The following is a 16,987-nucleotide window of genomic DNA, read 5'->3' as shown; positions in this document are numbered from 1 at the left end:
TTTACGAATGTGTAGCTTGATTGATGACCGCCATCCTCCTAACGGCGGCGGCTCATCAATTCAAGTTACACATTTTTGCTTTCTCTATGTATAGGCCGATTGCCTCAGCACAAACTTAAAGGGCCGCGCCTTATCGGAAAAGATCACCGGTCTGTACACAGGTCTGCGTTTGCGCCGAATTGTTTGCTAACTTTGCCTTTTCTTATTCAGAACGGAAAACGCTTAGTTACAAATGTCGGCAGAGACAAATAAACCTTTCCTCCTTGACGGAGTACTTCAACATTATGCCTGGGGAGGCTACAAATTTCTTCCTCAGTTGCTTGGCCAGCTCAATACTGAACGAAAACCCGTTGCTGAACTGTGGGTAGGCGCGCACCCCAAAGGCCCTGCTGTGATCTCGGGTAGTTCCGAAACGCTGTCCAACGCCATTGAAGCAGGCCCCGTCGACATGCTCGGCGAAGCCGTGGCGCATCGCTTCGGCGGGAAACTCCCCTTCCTGTTCAAAGTGCTCGATGTTCGTGAGATGCTCTCCATTCAGGTACACCCAAACAAAAAAGCCGCCGAGGAAGGTTTCGCCTACGAAGAGATGAACGGTCCGGCGATCACCGCTCCTAACCGGAATTACCGGGACGACAACCACAAGCCGGAACTGGGCGTCGCCCTGACCGACTTCTACCTCCTGCATGGTTTCCGGCCCATCGCCGAGATCCACCGGATGTGCCGCTACATTCCGGGATGGGCATCGTTGATCCCCATTCTGCAAAAAGGGGGAGTCGAAGGGCTGTACCGCCACGTAATGGAAGCCGACCAGGAGTACATCGATCGTATGCTGCAACCTATTATCGACGGCCTCGGCCCGAAACAGGAACACGGGCGCGAATACCCTGCTTTTTGGGCAGCAAGAGCCGTGGAGCGTTACAGCAAAGACGGCCACCACGACCGGGGTATATTCAGTCTCTACTGGCTCAACATCGTTCACCTCCGGCCGGGAGAAGGTATTTTTCAGGACGCCGGCATCCCGCACGCCTACCTGCAGGGAACCTGCATAGAACTAATGGCGAACAGCGACAATGTTCTACGGGGAGGGCTGACGCCTAAGCACATCGACGTGACCGAACTCCTCAAGCATACGTCCTGCGAACCCGTCAACCCGGACATCCTCACGCCCGTCTCCGAAGACGAAGAAGATACCTGGATGCGGTACAAAACCCCGGCTCCGGATTTTGCCCTCTCGGTCGCAAAACTACAGGAAGATGATTACCTGACCGTAGACACAAGCAGGGGGCCATCTATCCTGTTCCTGCAGAAAGGAAGCATTTCCGGGGATCGCCTCGACATCGAATTAAACCGTCGCCAACGGATAGCTTTCGTTCCTGCCGGACTTAACATCACCTTTGAAGTTGGAGAGAATACCGTCGTTTATCGCGCAGAAGTAGGGCCAGCCGATGATCCTTACACCCCCGGAGGAATTGGTCACCACGTTTCGGACATTTGATAGCCTGCCCGCCGAAACCGCCGGCCCGCTCAGGCACAAGGGTACGAACATCACGCAACCGGGCCGGGGCCAATGTGTCTCCCGTTCAGGGGCAGAAAGCGCTATTCCGCCGCGGTTGCCTGCGTTGCAAGGTAATTGTTGAGCATTTCCATTGGTTTAACGATGGCTACCCGCCCGGAACGGACGAACTCGTATATACCGAACTGCTTCAGTTCTTCCAGTAAAGCGGTCGTTTCTTCTTCGTGTCCGGTTTTTTCGATCACGACAAATTCCGACTCAATCAACAACACTCTCGCGTTGTGCTTGCGGATGATCTGCTCCACTACATCTCCGTTACTGAACACCTTGAAGGGAACTTTATAAAGACCGATTTCCTGGTAAACGATTTCCTGGTCATCGTAGTAAAAGGCCTTCAGTACGTCAACCTGTTTATCGAGCTGTGCGACCAGTTTAATTACCATTTCTTCCGTCACGTTCACCACAATCGTAAAACGATGAATGGTGGGATCACTGCTCTGGCTGGTCGTCAGGCTGGCAATATTTATGTTGCGGCGGTTGAATATGCCCACCACCCGGGAAAGGAGGCCGGATTGATCCTCGGTGAAGACCGTTATGGTATAGTTCTTTGAAGTCATTTTTTTTAAATTTTCGGGATGATGAGTTGGCCCGTTACCAGAGTACTGCGGCACCAGCCGCTTGTTTTGCTATCACTCCCCGGCCGGGTTGCGCAAGCGTTGTTCAGCAGGTCCTGGTTACAGCTGAAATTCGTGGAATAGTCTAGTCACCCGGGGGAGGCGGTGTTTCCTACGGTGCCTACTCAATCACTCACCAAATCAACGATTCGGTTAAAGGTCTTCGGGGCCAAGGATGACCTCTCCAACGGATTTGCCCGAAGGCACCATGGGGAAGACGTTGTCCATCTTTACCGTTTGGAGATGTAAAAGGTACGGCCCATCGTGAGCCAGCATTTCGGCGATGCCTGCTTTCACATCTTCAGGGTTACTGATGGAGCGGCCGGCAACTCCGAAGCCCTTGGCGATGGTAACGAAGTCCGGATTGACCAGTTCCACAGAACTGTAACGCTCGTTGTGGAAGAGCTCCTGCCACTGCCGAACCATACCGAGGTAATTGTTGTCCAGCAAAACGATCTTTACGGCAACATTCCACTGGGCACACAGGCCCAGTTCCTGCAGTGTCATCTGGAAGCCGCCATCCCCGATAAAAGCGACACACTGGCGTGATGGATCAGCATATTTGGCGCCGAAGGCGGCCGGCAGACCGTAGCCCATCGTTCCGGCTCCGCCGGAACTGACCCACTGGTCGTGCCCTTTGAATTCGTAGTAACGGGCGGCCATCATCTGGTGCTGGCCAACATCAGTACAGACTATCGCCTGGCCGTTGGTCTGGTTGCTCACCTCACGAATAGCCTGTCCCATCCGTATCTGCCCGTCGGCAGTAGGATTGATGGCGTCTTCAATTACACGCTCGTTCTCGACGCGGTCACATTCTTTAAACCGCCCTACCCACTCCGGATAGGCTTTCTTTTCAACCAGCGGGAGGAGTTTTTCCAGTACCTCTTTGGCATCGCCAAGAATGGGAGCAGCGGCTTTTACGTTCTTGTTTAGCTCGGCGGGATCGACTTCGATGTGAACGACCTTCGCGTCGGGGAGGTATTTATCGAGTCTCCCCGTTACGCGGTCATCGAACCGCATACCGATTGCGATGACGACATCAGCTTCATTCTGCAGGAAGTTAGGGCCGTAGTTGCCGTGCATTCCCAGCATCCCCGTAAACAGCTCATGGTCGTTGGGCAGAGTAGACAGGCCGTGGCAGGTAACACCCACGGGAATTCCCGTTTTCTCTACGAACTCACGGAAAACCGTTTGCGCGTGAGCGATGTGGATGCCGTGTCCCGCCAGAATCATCGGGCGTTCGGCCTTATTGATCAGTTCTGCTGCAGCCTCCAGCGCTTTCGTACGGGGGCGGTTGTAGGGGACGTAGCTACGGATTTCGCAGGTCTCGGGATACACAAAATCGATCATTGCCAACTGAGCATCCTTCGTGATGTCAATCAGTACCGGCCCCGGACGCCCGGTATTAGCGATGTGGAACGCTTTCTTGAAAACCCAACCGATGTCTTTAGGATCGCAGATCTGGTAATTCCACTTCGTTACGGGTATAGTAGAGTTGATAACGTCGACTTCCTGAAAAGCATCGCTTCCCAGCAGAAAGCCCGGCACCTGTCCGGTAATAGCAACAACGGGTAATGAGTCCAGCTGAGCGTCGCAAAGGCCGGTAATCAGGTTGGTGGCACCGGGGCCGGAGGTTGCCATACAAACACCGGTTTTACGTTTGATACGGGCGTACCCTTCGGCAGCATGAATTGCTCCCTGTTCGTGTCGGGGCAGAATGTGGGTAATCTCTTTTTCAAAATCGATCAATGCATCATAGACCGGCATGATTGCTCCGCCGGGATAACCGAATATCGTATCTACTCCTTCGTTGACCAAACACTGTAACAACGCGTGAGCGCCTGACATACGCGTGGAGGTTGGCGTCTGGCCGTTTGGAGAAGGTTTCATAAGCGTTGTATTCATTTCACTTTGCTTTTCAAGATTCTTTGTTTGCTGCGACGTATGCACATCGGACCAGAAGTGCCGGTATTGCTTAATACCACTACTACCCCATCACGCAGGCTTTTTGATTATAGATCGGTTACGCAGCCCAGAGAAGCACTGCTCACCAGCTTGGCATACTTTTTGAGTACACCGTGGGTAGCCCGTGAAACAGGAGCTGACCACTCTGCACGGCGCTCTGCAATCGTCGCCTCATCCAGCTCTGCTTCCAGGATGTTCTTTTCGGCATCAATGCGGATAATATCTCCGTCCTCGAGCAAACCGATGAGGCCGCCCACCTGAGCTTCCGGGCTAATGTGGCCCACAACGAAGCCGTGCGTGCCACCGCTAAAACGGCCATCGGTGATGAGTGCGACCTTTTTACCCAGTCCCTGTCCCATAACCTCACTTGTCGGTTTCAGCATTTCTGGCATCCCGGGCCCGCCCTGCGGGCCGGAATAACGAATCACTACTACGTCTCCTTCCTTAACCTCGCGGCGGCTAAGTGCCTGGTTTGCTTCCAATTCAGAGTTGTAGACTTTGGCTGGCCCCATAAAGTGGAGGCCCTCTTTGCCCGTGATCTTAGCGACGGAGCCTTCGGTAGCCAGGTTACCGTACAGAATGCGCAGGTGGCCGGTTTCTTTGATCGGCTGCTCGAAAGGCTTGATGATCTGCTGTCCTTCTTTTAGCGGCTCGGCCTCGGCCAGGTTCTCCGCGAGGGTTTTGCCCGTTACGGTCATGCAGTCGCCGTGAAGAAGGCCCTGTTTGAGGAGTTCTTTCATCACCGCCGGCACGCCGCCAACGTAGTAAAGGTCTTCCATCACGTATTTACCCGAAGGCTTCAAGTCCGCAATGAAAGGAACCCGATCGCTTATTTTCTGAAAGTCATCGATGGTAATGTCCAGCCCCGCCGCGTGGCTCATCGCCAGGAGGTGAAGTACAGCGTTGGTGGATCCACCGAGCGCAGTGATGGTTACCATCGCATTTTCGAAGGATTTACGCGTCAGGATATCGCTCGGCTTAATGTCTTTTTTCAGCAGGTTGAGCATATAGTCGCCGATGCGTTTGCAGTCAGCAGCCTTATCTGCCGAGTTGGCGGGGATGGAAGAGTTGTAGGGTAATGACATTCCCATCGCCTCGATGGCGGTGGCCATTGTGTTGGCGGTGTACATACCACCACAGGCTCCGGAACCGGGGCAGGCGTGGCGGATAACACCCTTATATTTGGTTTCGTCCACCTCGCCTGTGCGGTATTTCCCGAGTACCTCGAAGGCAGAAACGATGTCCAGTTTTTCTTCTTCGTAGCAGCCGGGGCTGATCGTGCCACCGTAGAGCAGGATTGCAGGACGGTTAAGACGGGAGATGCCGATCATAGCCCCCGGCATATTCTTATCGCAACCAACTACCGTTACCAGGCCGTCGTACCACTGGGCGCCAGCTACGGTCTCTACGCTGTCGGCAATAACGTCGCGGCTGGGCAGGCTGAAGCGCATACCGTCTGTTCCCATACTGATGCCATCCGAAACACCGATGGTGTGGTAAATCAGTCCGATCAGTTCGTCTTTAGCGTTTATACTTGCCTTCACATCGGTTGCAAGCCCGTTGAGGTGCATGTTACAGGGGTTACCTTCCCAGCCGGTGGATACAATACCGACCTGAGCTTTCTCCATATCCGCATCACTCATGCCCGTTGCGTAAAGCATAGCGCGGGCGGCGGGCTGCTCGGGGTTGCTGGTTACGTTTTTGCTGTACTTGTTTAATTTATGTGCCATCTAAGGGTTGGGGATAAAAGAAAAGCCGCTTTCCCGGTTAAGGAGGAAAGCGGCTTCGTCGGTATGCGTTGGCTTACGCGGCTTTCCTGATAAGTGTGGGTACGACGACCAACACAAGAAGGATAAGAACCACAAAAGGAAGCAGACCAGACATAGAATTATTGCTTGATGCCTCTAAGGTACAGCACTGCATCAAGCGACCAAATCCGGGTTGGGCCGGTATTACGATGGCAAACAAGGCTTTTGAGTACTCAGCTTTTCATGAATAACCAGCAGGCCAGGGAATGACCGACAGCGCCCCAAAAGCCATTTTGACCGAACTCTTATGTCCGATTTCCGGCATCAGGCAAAGGAACCATGGATAAGCCCGGCTCAATACCGCTTGTGGTCCAGCCGGAAGGAAAGCTGAAGGCCGGCGTAAAAGGTGGTTAATTTCGAATCCAGGGTTTCAAGGCCCTCCCCGTTTACGTCGGTAACGATTATCCCGGTATACTGGCTGGTTCCCCTCCGGACACCCGCCACGGGCGTCAGGGTTACCAGGTTGCTCAAACCTATATCCATCCCTATACCTCCGCCATAGGTAAATCCACTCTCCCGGCTGTCCGTTTCTACCGGAAAATCATCCGGAAAGTCCAGGTCATAGAGGGCATACCCAGCAGTAAGCTGCAGGAAGAATCCTTTTTGTAGTTGCGGCCCCTGTTTTCCGAAGGTTGGGCAGTCGCAGTCGCCCAGAAAATCAAAAGGATAGATATTGACTTTCATTTGTGCACCGTACTCATTCAGCCGCAGGTCTGTGTCCTCCACCTTTGCGGTATTGAGGTAAACGGTCGGTAAGAATTCAATCCGCTGCTTGGGCAACCGAAACCAGTAGTTCAAAGCCAGCTCTACTCCGGGGTCATAGTCGAAGCCGGGCACTTCTCCGGAGCCGGTCACGAAAACATCGCTGCCCTGGTTAAAGGTGGCGGTTGTCTGAATACCAAACTGAGCATGGAGGGAAAGGCCGCCTAAAAGCGTGAACAGAAGAAAGTAATTACGCATCATTGGGGTAGTTATTTACGGGATAAACGGCACCGTTACCGGGATATTTTCGTGCGTCCTCGTTTTAGATGATCCGGGCGCGGCCGCAGGTGCAGGGGGAGGTTAATGGGACCGTCGGAAGCAAGTGTCCGGCTTAGCCTCCGGCTACAAGCTCTTATACACCTTGTGCCCGAAAGAGCGCTGCGACCGCTCGCAGCCAAAGGCTGCGTCAACCAGGCTCACCGATCCTCCACCGAAACCGGGTCGCCCACCTTTACGTGATCTACACCGCCTTCCCAGCAGGCATTCATCCCGAACATCACTTTGTTCCCGACTTTACGATAGGCAGACAGCTCGGCCAGCACGCGGAGGTTGCGCGCTCCGGTATCCGGCTCCTGCGTAATCATGATGCAACGGGCGCAAGGTTTGGGAAGACGGAACCGGTGAGTACCGATCTTCAGGCCCGTCCAGTTGTCTTCGTCGAAAGGGACATCGTTTTTGACGATGATGTTGGGCCGGAAGCGGCGTTCGTCCAGGTTTTCCCCTACCCTTCCGGAAAGATCGTCGAGGCTGGCCGTAGAGGTGACCAGGTAAGGAAAGCCATCGGCGAAAGAGACTTCCTCTCCATCTTTAGCAAAGCGGGCATCTACCGGGCGGTGATCTTCGGAGGTCATGTACACCAGCCTTGCGCCGGGAATACCAAGGCCTGTGGCGATGGCAGGAATGCCCGCGTCTTCGATGAGAGTGGCCGTCAGGGAGTCGTCCCAGACGGTTACGTCCACCTGTTTTTCACCGTTCCTTGCACCTGCGACCGCGCCCAGAATGCTTCCGTCCGAAATGCGGACAAAACACAGCTCATCATCGTGTACTTCGGCCGCAAATTCGCACATCGTCGGTACCGCCCGCCGCGAAATGAACTGTCCGTTCGGCTCGATGAACATCCAGCGGCGGTCGTCCGCAAAACCTCTGATTTCAGGTTGGAGAGATGCCACGGACTGCCCGCCCAGAGATTTGACGGGATAGCGGTATAGTTGATGAATGTGCATTCGAATAATGTTTGGCCGCCAAAGTACAACGCTTTAATCGATCCGGATAAATGCAGCCTGATCTATTCGTTCAACGCGCAACAGGCCGTCTGTTTTGCTGTAATAAAAAGCGCTCACCTGCCCTGCTTCTTCCGCTGTCGGGATTTCTACCAGAAGTACATCCTCGTAAGTGTTTCCCACCAGTAATGTATCAGAAATTGTTCGCGACGAGAATGGAGAAAGAACGCCTCCCGTACCGGATTCATCAAAGATCACCTCGAATGTCTCGGTATTTGACGGGCCAAAAGCATCAACAAAGGTGAAGCTGAAGTGAAGTACGTTCCGGTTAAAAACATCGGTAGACAGACTCAGGGAAAACCCCGCCTCTTCTCCTCCCTGAATAGAAAAACCAGCATTGATCTCGTCCTGACACCGCTGACTTGTTCCGGCTTCAAATTCTGTCCTGAAAGCAAGGATGTTATGCGTCGTATTGGAGTCTTCAAAGCCGTAGGTAACAGCTTCGCCGTCTTCGTAAGCAACAACTTCGTTTAGTTCCGGGCGGACCGGCAGTAGTTGGTCGCAGATCAGGTCGGCTCCGTCGCAGTCGTCCCACGGAAAGCACTTCACGCACAGGAACTGCATAAATAGCAGAGGTAATAGAAATTTCATTGTGGTGTTTTTATCCCTAACGAACCAATCAGGTCCCTTGCTGCCTCAAAAAAATGTCCCCACATCCTCTGCTAAGAAGATATGGGGACAATGCTTGTTTTCAAAACCGGGAACTTCTACGCCGGCACGCTTTCTTTCAGCACGTTCAGGTCTACCTGTGTGCCCAGCAGGTCCTCCATCGTTTCACGGCGGCGAATGAGGTGGGCTTCGCCGTCGATCACCATCACTTCCGCGGGGCGGAAACGGCTGTTATAGTTGCTGGCCATCATGAAGCTGTAGGCTCCGGCGTTGGCCATCGCGAGGATGTCGCCCTCCCGCACTTCGCTCAGTTGGCGGTTGATGCCGAAGGTGTCCGTTTCGCAGATGTAACCAACCACGTTGTAAATCCGGGTTTTGCCGCCAGGATTGCTCAGGTTGGTGATGTGGTGGTATGCTTCGTAAAACATCGGACGAATCAGGTGATTCAGGCCGGAGTCCACGCCGGCGAAGACGGAGGCAGTGGTGGTTTTCACTACATTGGTTTTCACGAGGAAGTACCCCGCTTCGCTCACGAGGAACTTGCCGGGCTCGAACATCAGTTCGAGGTCGCGGCCGTATTCTCCGCAGAATTCGTTGAAGCGGTCTCCGAGCTGTTCGCCCAGGTCTTCGATGTCGGTTGCAATGCCGCCCTCTTTGTAGGGCACTTTGAAGCCGGAGCCAAAGTCGAGGTAATCCAGATCAGGGAAATCCGCAGCGGCGGAGAGGAGAATCTCTACGGCGCGGAGGAAAACCTGCGCATCGTAGATGTCGGACCCGGTGTGCATGTGAAGGCCTTCGATCTTCAGGTTCATGGCTTCCACCACCTTCAGGACGTGCGGTACCTGATGGATGCTGATGCCGAATTTGGAGTCGATGTGGCCAACGCTGATTTTGGAGTTTCCGCCCGCCATGATGTGCGGGTTGATGCGGATACACACCGGAACTTCCGGGTGGCGGTCTCCGAATTGCTCCAGGATCTCGATGTTGTCGATGTTGATCCGGACGCCTTTGGCTACGGCCTGAGAAATCTCATCGAGGCTGACGCAGTTTGGCGTAAAGAGGATGTCGTGCGGCTCGAAACCCGCCAGCAGGCCCATCTCCACTTCCTGGATCGAGACCGTATCGAGGCCACTGCCCAGTTCGCGGAATACGCGCAGAACGTTGAGGTTGGTGAGCGCCTTACAGGCAAAATTGATGCGCAGGCGTTTGACTTTACTGAAGGCACTGGTCATGCGTTTATACTGCCGTTTCATCGTAGCGGCATCGTATACGTAAACAGGTGCGCCGAAGCGCTCAACAATTTCCAGTGCATCCGCTCCACCAATCTGGTAGCGGCCTTCTTGTAAAGTCATGGTTTGGTTTTTCGTAATTCAATTTTGCTGCCGGCCCCTCATCTGTTTGGGGTTTAAAAAAGCAATTGGGCGCGGCCGCAGGTGCAAAGATACGCTTTGAGGAGCGAGGAAAGTTGCAACAACAGCGCAGGAGTAGTCGGGAAACTACGGTTCAGAGCTCCTGATCGCGTGCATCAGCTTTCCCGAAGCATGCACATTCGTTTTTTTTTACTCGGACTGCATTTTGGCTATTTGCCCCATCCCGATGCGATCGGGCGTGAGGGGCAAACCAGCTTTGATCATCACCTTCAGGCCAAACTCCGTTATCACTTCCAGTTTGCCGTTTTCCATGGCTGCGTAGCCTTTCTCGGCGGTATAGCGGGGTGTTTTGCCGGAGGCAAACATGCTGTGATTGTCACTAAAGCCAGCGGTTTCGGCAAACTCCGTCTTTACCGCTCCCGGGCAGAGAGCCGTCATGGTTACACCGGTACCTTCCAACTCGTAGGCGACGGCCTTGCTGAAGGAATTGACGAACGCTTTCGAGGCAAAGTAAACGGCTTGCAGCGGTCCGGGCATAAACGCAGCCGTACTCGAGGTGTGCAGAACGCGGCCTTTCTTTCGGGCGATCATCCCGGGGAGAAACAGATAAGTGAGCTTAACGAGTGCCTGAACGTTGAGATCGATCATTCCCGTTTGGGCCTCCAGCTTTTGCTCCCAGAACTTTCCGCGGCCGCCGAAGCCGGCGTTATTGAACAGGTAATCCACCTCAATGCCTGCGGCACTGACTTCATCGAAAATTTCCTGGCAGGCATCGGGGGCCGTCAGGTCCTTTGCTATTACATAAACCTCCACATTGCACCTGCTTTCGAGCTCCTGCTTCAGTTCGTTAAGTTCGTCTTCACGGCGGGCTACGATAACCAGATCGTTGCCTTTCTCGGCATGGATGCGCGCTAATTCTTTTCCTATGCCCGAGGATGCACCGGTTACTAATCCTGTGTTTTTCATATCAGATTTTGCACTAAGACGTAGTGAAGGGTCTAATGGTTCTTTCCGCAGGCCACCGCTTCGCCACAGAGTACCACTTTATAACAGAGCACCTTCTCCGTGCGGAGAAGGTGCTCTGGCTGGGAAGTAAAACCGGGCAAACGACTATGGTTATTTCTCATGAACGATTCAGCGTAGAGCCGGACATCGTTGTCCGTATCAGTCGGTGGCCTACGCTGGGAAGGCTGCAGAGCTAGAGCAAACGCTTGAAGAATTTCCGTACTTCAGACACACCGCTGAGCTTGTATTTTGCCGCCGTGCGGTCAGCACCTACCTTAATGCTCACTCCGTTTTCGGGCAGCGCCGTGAAGATGTCTTCATCGGTGGCGTCGTCGCCGATACCGAGAACGAAATCCCAGTTTTTCTTCTGTACGAAGTGGCTCGTGGCCTTGCCTTTGTTGACACCGGCGTTTTTGATTTCTACTACCTTATTGCCTTCCAGCACTTGCAGGTCCTGGTTTTGGATGAGGTAAGTCAGCATATCCCGGAATTCGCGGACACGTTTCTGCCCGAGGTCGCGGTCGATGCCGCGGTAGTGCCACGCCAGGCTGTAATCTTTGGTTTCGATGAAAGAACCTGGGGTGCGTGCTACCAGATTTTCCAGTAGTTCGCGCACTTTCGGCATCCAGCCATCAACCACATTCGGGTTGAGTTGCCATTCCCCACCTTCTTTCATCCATACGCCGTGTTCGGCGGCCATTTCGACGTCGAGGTGGCCCAACCATTTTTCCAGGGTCTTTTTGTCGCGGCCGGAGTTAATGACAACGTTATTCTTCGGGTCGGCGGCAAAGCCACTAAGGATGGAGAGTACTTCTTCGTCGGGGCTTACTGCCTGGGGGTCTTCGTGAAAGCCCATGAGGGTTCCGTCGTAATCGATGAAGAGGAGTCTTTCGTTTGCGTCGTCGTAATGCTTCTTGACTTCCTTCAGTGGTTCTCCGCTCAAATGGGTAGTATTTGCCATCCGGTTTTTGTCTTTAAGTTTATGTTGCTGGTTAATAAAGTTGGCAGCCCACTGCTTCACGTCATAACGTTTCAGTTTAGCCTGCATGGTGGTCATCCGCTGCGCCTGTTCCTCTTCGCTCATTTCCAGAGCTTCGAGCAGTGCGCTTTCAATATCCTGGTGGCTTTGCGGGTTTACGGTAATAGCCCCGTCGTTCAGTTCATAAACTGCTCCGGCCATTTCACTCAAAATGAGTACACCTTGTTTAGAGTCTTCTTTAGCGGCTACGTACTCCTTTGCCACCAGGTTCATGCCGTCACGCAAAGGCGTAATCAGCGCAATGTCGGCTTCTTTGTACAGGGTTGTCAGGGCTGCGAAGTTAAGGCTGCGGTAGTAGTAATGAACGGGCATCCAATCGAACGTTCCGTATTCGGAGTTGATTTGAGATACAAGCACATCTACTTCCTGTTTCAGGCTCTGGTACTGATCCACATTTGCCCGGCTGGGAACCACGATCATGATCAGGTTCACCTTTCCGATGTACTCGGGGTTGTTGCGTATGAAGCGCCCGAAAGCACGCACGCGATGCGGGATGCCCTTTGTGTAATCCAACCGGTCTACGCTAAGCACAATTTTACGGCTGGCGTGCAGGCGGCGGATTTCTCCGCTGCTTTTGTCGGTTTCGGCGTTGACGTCCGGATGAGCGTATTTTTCGTAGTTGATCCCCATCGGGAAAACATCGACGTTGACCTCCCGGTCCTCGATGAACAGCCTTCCGAATTTATGCTCGTGCCCTACGAGGCGGTAGGCAGCGGAGAGGAAGTGACGCATGTACCCAAAAGTGTGGAAACCGATCTGGTCGGCTCCCAACAAACCATCGAGAATCTGTTTGCGCCAGGGTAAAATCCGAAAAACTTCGTAGCTGGGGAAAGGAATATGTAAAAAGAACCCGATACTTATGTTAGGAAACCTGGCTCGGATCAAGGCCGGCAAAAGCATCAGTTGGTAATCATGTACCCACACCATATCTCCATCCCGTAAGTGCTTTTCTGTTTCCTGAAAGAACTTGAAGTTCACTTCCTGATAAGCAGCCCACATGTCATCGTTGTACGCTGTATACTCCGTAAAGTAGTGGAAGTGCGGCCAGATCGTTTTATTACTGAAGCCTTCGTAGTACAGATCAATCTCGCGGGGTGTAAGGAAAACCGGAGCCAGATTTCGTTTGGCCAGGTCGGTACGAACGCTTTCTTTTTCCCATTCATCCGTTATGTCTTCACCCGGCCACCCTATCCAGAGTTTGTTGTAACTGGCATCGAGCGAGTTAAGCCCGGTGGCCAGCCCTCCGGCGCTGGGGTGATAATGCAGTTCTCCGGCCGAACGATTGATAGTAATCGGAAGGCGGTTAGAAATAATAACGAGTCTTGACATAAAGGTGGCGAGTTGGGTGCGGTAATCGAAATCCTGGGTAAGAAGCAAAATATACCTCATAAAACAAAGGCCAGCTTCCCCTATCAGAGAAACCGGCCCTTAGTATGCTTTGTTTATTTACACTTTGTAAATAATTACCTGCGGATTGATCTAAGCCTCAGGAGCTTTCTTCTTGCGTGGCGTTTTGAAAAACTCCTTGAGTTGCTTTTCGGTCATAAAGCCGTAGTCTTGCCAGGTTCTCATCGTGGTTTTCTTGATGTCCCGGTAATCCTTCCCGCGTTTGTTGGTGTGCACCTTAATCAGGTCTTTGGTGTACTTCTTCGCGAGGCCGCGCAGCTGCTGGTTGAAGCTCTCGTTACCGAATACCTTGATGTAGGCAGGGAACTGAACCCCTGTGATCTCGAACCACTGGCGGTAGTCCGCTTCTCTGGTACCAAGACCAATCATGAGTTTCTCGAAGTAACCGAAGATCGTCTGACGAATGTTCTCGTTGAAGTTACTCAGTCCGCTGTGGCGGGGCTGTTCCTCCTGAATAGCCTCGTGCACATCTGCGCTGGCAAAGCCCTCTGCGTGAATCTTATCGGTCAGGTTGAAGTAAGCGGTAAGGTCATCCTCGATGTTACGGTCTACGATGGTTCCTAAACGCTGCTCTTCTTCCGGGCCAAAGCGGAAACCAGAATTCTGCTTGAGTTCCAGAATGAAACCAAGGATATTGTCACTGGTTTCTTCGGGCTTCGCCTTCCGTTCGCGGTTGAGCGCGGCTTTCAGTTCCGGAAGCTGTTCTTCACTTGGGTTAAAGTAGGCTCCATAGATAGCCATCGGCTTCAGGATCTCCTTGCGGCCAGCAAAATCCGGCTGGGTTACCATCTGGTGAAGGGTCGGCAACAGCGCATCGTTGTTCAGTTCTCCTCCGACGCGGAAGAGCAGAAAATCTACCAGTGCGTTGTTGAGGGTAGTCAGTTCTGCGGTAGTAAGCGGGAAAGGTGCGTAGTGGTAGTTGCGGCCCTTGAACTGGCGGCGGTACCTCCGCTCGATGCGGCGGCGACCTTCCATAGTACGTGCATCGCTGCTGCGCTGCGTCTGCAGAAACTGGCGGACACGCTTGCTGGAAACCTCATTCACCAGGTTGGTAACGAAGATGTCACTGCTCAGCGCAAACCCACACTGTACGCTCTGCCCGATCCGGCTGCGGAGTTGATCGAAGTTACTGTTGGCAGCAATTGCCTTCAGGATTTCACCGAAGTGGTTGTTTTGCCGCGCGTAGTAGTAGTGCTCGGTGATTTCTCCCCGCAGAACCGCGTAACCTAAAATACGTGGAAGGAAGAGGCCTTCAAAACGCTCGTCGAGCAACTTGCGCTCGAAAGATTCGATCTCCAGCGGGCTGAAGTCGATCATTTGCTGGTAAGCAGCTTCAATCTGAGGCTCAAACTCCAGTTTAAGCGCATCGTAGAACTGATCTTCTTCTTCTTCAAGATAGCTGGCCAGGTTAGGGCTCGCCTGAATAGCTTCAGCAATTGCCTCAAGGTGCTGGCTGTAAGCCTCGTTTAACTCGTACATAATTTATGGTTTCGCCCTCAGGGGCAGTTGTAGTAAAAAGAAACCTGGAAATGCTCCTTTGAGCATTACCAGGTTTTTGCACTCCCGTGAGTGCGCGGCAAAGATAAGAAAGAAATATTTGGTGCGCCATCCGGATGATTTTAATGTCGGTAATAAGATGCTCCTATTAGCATTTTATGTCTCGAATTCGCCCGAAAACGACATAGCGGCGCTAACTTTTCTTTTAGGTACTTAGATCAGATGGATCAGCCGGAGAACCTTAATGTGATGTAGCAGGTTTTACCACCGGATTACCGTCCCGGAATTTCACGTTGTACCTACTGTTGTAAATCGCCCGGATTGGCTCCACATCGTACAGTTTAATTTCTCTGCGTTTACACGACCAGCCCTATCTTCCCCCCATGCCAGCACTACCCCAGCCTTTAGCCACCATCCTCGAAAACCCGGAAGTACACATTGGAGGAACCGACGCCACCATCGACCTCAACCTGGGTCGGGCTTTCCTCAACGAGATCCTGGCAGCAAGGCCGCCCGATACTCCCGTGGAAGAACTACTGCTGGACCCCGAAGCCGGTAATCTTGTCAATCTTCATTTGCAGGTACAGGCACCGGTGGTGGGCAACGTACGCCGCAAAATTACTCTGCGGCCAGGTCCGGCAGTATCTTTCCCCGATCAGCCCTGGCTCCAATTCGATATTACCGATGGCTTCAAGCTTTTCGACAAGCCGATCATCAAGCTGATGCAACGCCAAATCGCCGACAAACTCCCCAGGGGAGTTGAACTCACCTCCGACCACCTCCGCCTCCACGTTCCGGCCCTGCTCACATCAGCCGGGCACCAGAAACTGGTACCGCTGATCAAAGAACTCCGGCTGACTTCGCAACCCAACCAACTCGTCGTCCGGCTGAGGATTTCGGCGTGAGCCACTACCCTCTCCTTTTTCAAAACCGATCATTACATCAACTATGCACCCTGTACAGAAACATCTCTTCGATACCAATTTCAAAGACCTTGCCGGCAGTAAAATCGAAGGAACCATTGCCATCAGCGACGAACTGATCAATATGGGAATCATGGATTTCATCAACAGCCTGAAGTCTGGTGCCGGGTCCGATGCTCCCAAAGAACCTGCTGCGGCACCTGCGTCCGCGCAAAGTATACCCGACCCAAAGGCACTCTTGTCGCTACTCGACGTTGAAACCCTCAAATTCCGTAGCGGTGAAGGCAAAGCAATGATCGACCTCAAAGTTTCCCTGAAGTCATAGCGTTTTGAGTCCGCCTTCGGGGCTGACCTTGTCCGTACAGCACAACGTTCCGTCAGGATAATAATTTGGCGCGGACGCGGGTGCAAAGTGGGTTAAAAAACCCTCAGCCACCGGGTCAAAGTGCAAAGGCGGCTGCCGGGTAGTACCCAACAGCCGCCTCTGACGGTGCGCGGACGCCTCCTGACGCCCACTATATCTTGAAATAATTGGTAAATCCTAGCGCTCGCCGTACTTCTCCAGACGGTAAGCAGCTTTGAGCTTCTCCTTGCGGCGCAGAACGCTTGGCTTGGTGAATTCCCGGCGGTTACGCAGCTCGCGGATGACGCGGGTGTTGATAGATTTACGCTTGTACCGCTTCAGTGCGCGGTCGATGTTTTCTCCTTCACGGACGTTGATGATCAGCATTTAGATGGATCTGTTTTTGAAATGGAGTGCAAAGATACGTCTTTGTATTTAAACGGACAACCCCTATTCATTAAATTACTGACAATCTACGCCTTAGCCAGCGTAATCGACTCTACTCTATTGCATTGCTTTTTGTCGCACAAAAAAACACCCCCATACAAAATTGTACGGGGGGCAAATGTTACTCATGAAAAAAATCTAACACATAAAAATCATGTAAGTGGTTATGAAGCGAAAGTGTAATCGCTAAAACCACCGACACGGTGAACTTCTTTACTTATCACTCCCCATCCCAGAAGAAAGATCCGCAATCCACGTTCAGTACCTCCACCGTCACCTGGTTGCTTACGGCCTCACAAGGCCCGGCGGGATCGTTGGTGGTAAGGATGAACGTAACGGAACCGC

14 protein-coding genes are annotated in these 16,987 nt (G+C 52.9%); 3 read left to right on the top strand and 11 right to left on the bottom strand.

Annotation, left to right across the window (positions count from 1 at the left end):
* Positions 1–232: 232 nt before the first annotated feature.
* Positions 233–1,495, top strand: a complete 1,263-nt coding sequence (gene manA, locus FUA23_RS21530; RefSeq protein ID WP_147932849.1) for a mannose-6-phosphate isomerase, class I — start codon at positions 233–235, stop codon at positions 1,493–1,495.
* A gap of 101 nt (positions 1,496–1,596) precedes the next feature.
* Here manA and ilvN read toward each other — a convergent pair whose 3' ends face one another.
* The 10 genes from ilvN to FUA23_RS21480 all read right to left on the bottom strand — a co-directional run bounded on the left by ilvN (position 1,597) and on the right by FUA23_RS21480 (position 14,911).
* Positions 1,597–2,130 (bottom strand): acetolactate synthase small subunit, encoded by a 534-nt coding sequence (gene ilvN, locus FUA23_RS21525; protein ID WP_147932848.1) that lies wholly within the window; start codon positions 2,128–2,130, stop codon positions 1,597–1,599.
* A gap of 210 nt (positions 2,131–2,340) precedes the next feature.
* Positions 2,341–4,077 carry a biosynthetic-type acetolactate synthase large subunit gene (ilvB, locus tag FUA23_RS21520; protein ID WP_246144439.1) on the bottom strand — a complete coding sequence of 579 codons (1,737 nt, stop codon included), beginning with the start codon at positions 4,075–4,077 and terminating at the stop codon, positions 2,341–2,343.
* 122 nt (positions 4,078–4,199) lie between these two features.
* Entirely contained in the window at positions 4,200–5,882 is a 1,683-nt protein-coding gene (gene ilvD / locus FUA23_RS21515; protein WP_147932846.1) for a dihydroxy-acid dehydratase, read from the bottom strand.
* A 372-nt stretch (positions 5,883–6,254) separates the two neighbouring features.
* Positions 6,255–6,923 carry a hypothetical protein gene (locus tag FUA23_RS21510; RefSeq protein ID WP_147932845.1) on the bottom strand — a complete coding sequence of 223 codons (669 nt, stop codon included), beginning with the start codon at positions 6,921–6,923 and terminating at the stop codon, positions 6,255–6,257.
* Positions 6,924–7,138: 215 nt separating this feature from the next.
* Positions 7,139–7,945 carry an MOSC domain-containing protein gene (locus FUA23_RS21505; protein ID WP_147932844.1) on the bottom strand — a complete coding sequence of 269 codons (807 nt, stop codon included), beginning with the start codon at positions 7,943–7,945 and terminating at the stop codon, positions 7,139–7,141.
* Between the two features lie 33 nt (positions 7,946–7,978).
* Complete coding sequence (locus FUA23_RS21500) at positions 7,979–8,593, bottom strand: hypothetical protein (RefSeq protein WP_147932843.1); 615 nt, start codon at positions 8,591–8,593, stop codon at positions 7,979–7,981.
* 116 nt (positions 8,594–8,709) lie between these two features.
* Entirely contained in the window at positions 8,710–9,963 is a 1,254-nt protein-coding gene (lysA, locus tag FUA23_RS21495) for a diaminopimelate decarboxylase (RefSeq protein ID WP_147932842.1), read from the bottom strand.
* 207 nt (positions 9,964–10,170) lie between these two features.
* Positions 10,171–10,947 carry an SDR family NAD(P)-dependent oxidoreductase gene (locus FUA23_RS21490; protein WP_147932841.1) on the bottom strand — a complete coding sequence of 259 codons (777 nt, stop codon included), beginning with the start codon at positions 10,945–10,947 and terminating at the stop codon, positions 10,171–10,173.
* Between the two features lie 232 nt (positions 10,948–11,179).
* Positions 11,180–13,354 carry a bifunctional alpha,alpha-trehalose-phosphate synthase (UDP-forming)/trehalose-phosphatase gene (locus FUA23_RS21485; protein ID WP_147932840.1) on the bottom strand — a complete coding sequence of 725 codons (2,175 nt, stop codon included), beginning with the start codon at positions 13,352–13,354 and terminating at the stop codon, positions 11,180–11,182.
* A gap of 150 nt (positions 13,355–13,504) precedes the next feature.
* Positions 13,505–14,911, bottom strand: coding sequence for a hypothetical protein (locus tag FUA23_RS21480; protein ID WP_147932839.1), 1,407 nt, complete (start codon positions 14,909–14,911; stop codon positions 13,505–13,507).
* A gap of 401 nt (positions 14,912–15,312) precedes the next feature.
* On the opposite strand from FUA23_RS21480, the gene FUA23_RS21475 reads away from it, so the two are divergent.
* Positions 15,313–15,834, top strand: coding sequence for a hypothetical protein (locus tag FUA23_RS21475; RefSeq protein WP_147932838.1), 522 nt, complete (start codon positions 15,313–15,315; stop codon positions 15,832–15,834).
* A gap of 43 nt (positions 15,835–15,877) precedes the next feature.
* The gene (locus FUA23_RS21470; RefSeq protein ID WP_147932837.1) at positions 15,878–16,177 is read left to right on the top strand and encodes a hypothetical protein; all 300 of its coding nucleotides are present in this window, start codon (positions 15,878–15,880) and stop codon (positions 16,175–16,177) included.
* A 216-nt stretch (positions 16,178–16,393) separates the two neighbouring features.
* Here FUA23_RS21470 and rpsU read toward each other — a convergent pair whose 3' ends face one another.
* Positions 16,394–16,582, bottom strand: coding sequence for a 30S ribosomal protein S21 (gene rpsU / locus FUA23_RS21465; RefSeq protein WP_147932836.1), 189 nt, complete (start codon positions 16,580–16,582; stop codon positions 16,394–16,396).
* Between the last annotated feature and the right edge of the window lie 405 nt (positions 16,583–16,987).

The organism is Neolewinella aurantiaca (assembly GCF_008014675.1).
In the GTDB taxonomy this organism is placed as follows: domain Bacteria; phylum Bacteroidota; class Bacteroidia; order Chitinophagales; family Saprospiraceae; genus Neolewinella; species Neolewinella aurantiaca.
The sequence above is the reverse complement of the archived record's forward strand: the minus strand, read 5'-3'. Positions and strand labels throughout refer to the sequence as shown.

Coding starts and splice junctions, on each gene's coding strand:
- manA (WP_147932849.1), top strand. CDS start 233: ATGTCGGCAGAGACAAATAAACCTTTCCTCCTTGACGGAGTACTTCAA.
- ilvN (WP_147932848.1), bottom strand. CDS start 2,130: ATGACTTCAAAGAACTATACCATAACGGTCTTCACCGAGGATCAATCC.
- ilvB (WP_246144439.1), bottom strand. CDS start 4,077: ATGAAACCTTCTCCAAACGGCCAGACGCCAACCTCCACGCGTATGTCA.
- ilvD (WP_147932846.1), bottom strand. CDS start 5,882: ATGGCACATAAATTAAACAAGTACAGCAAAAACGTAACCAGCAACCCC.
- FUA23_RS21510 (WP_147932845.1), bottom strand. CDS start 6,923: ATGATGCGTAATTACTTTCTTCTGTTCACGCTTTTAGGCGGCCTTTCC.
- FUA23_RS21505 (WP_147932844.1), bottom strand. CDS start 7,945: ATGCACATTCATCAACTATACCGCTATCCCGTCAAATCTCTGGGCGGG.
- FUA23_RS21500 (WP_147932843.1), bottom strand. CDS start 8,593: ATGAAATTTCTATTACCTCTGCTATTTATGCAGTTCCTGTGCGTGAAG.
- lysA (WP_147932842.1), bottom strand. CDS start 9,963: ATGACTTTACAAGAAGGCCGCTACCAGATTGGTGGAGCGGATGCACTG.
- FUA23_RS21490 (WP_147932841.1), bottom strand. CDS start 10,947: ATGAAAAACACAGGATTAGTAACCGGTGCATCCTCGGGCATAGGAAAA.
- FUA23_RS21485 (WP_147932840.1), bottom strand. CDS start 13,354: ATGTCAAGACTCGTTATTATTTCTAACCGCCTTCCGATTACTATCAAT.
- FUA23_RS21480 (WP_147932839.1), bottom strand. CDS start 14,911: ATGTACGAGTTAAACGAGGCTTACAGCCAGCACCTTGAGGCAATTGCT.
- FUA23_RS21475 (WP_147932838.1), top strand. CDS start 15,313: ATGCCAGCACTACCCCAGCCTTTAGCCACCATCCTCGAAAACCCGGAA.
- FUA23_RS21470 (WP_147932837.1), top strand. CDS start 15,878: ATGCACCCTGTACAGAAACATCTCTTCGATACCAATTTCAAAGACCTT.
- rpsU (WP_147932836.1), bottom strand. CDS start 16,582: ATGCTGATCATCAACGTCCGTGAAGGAGAAAACATCGACCGCGCACTG.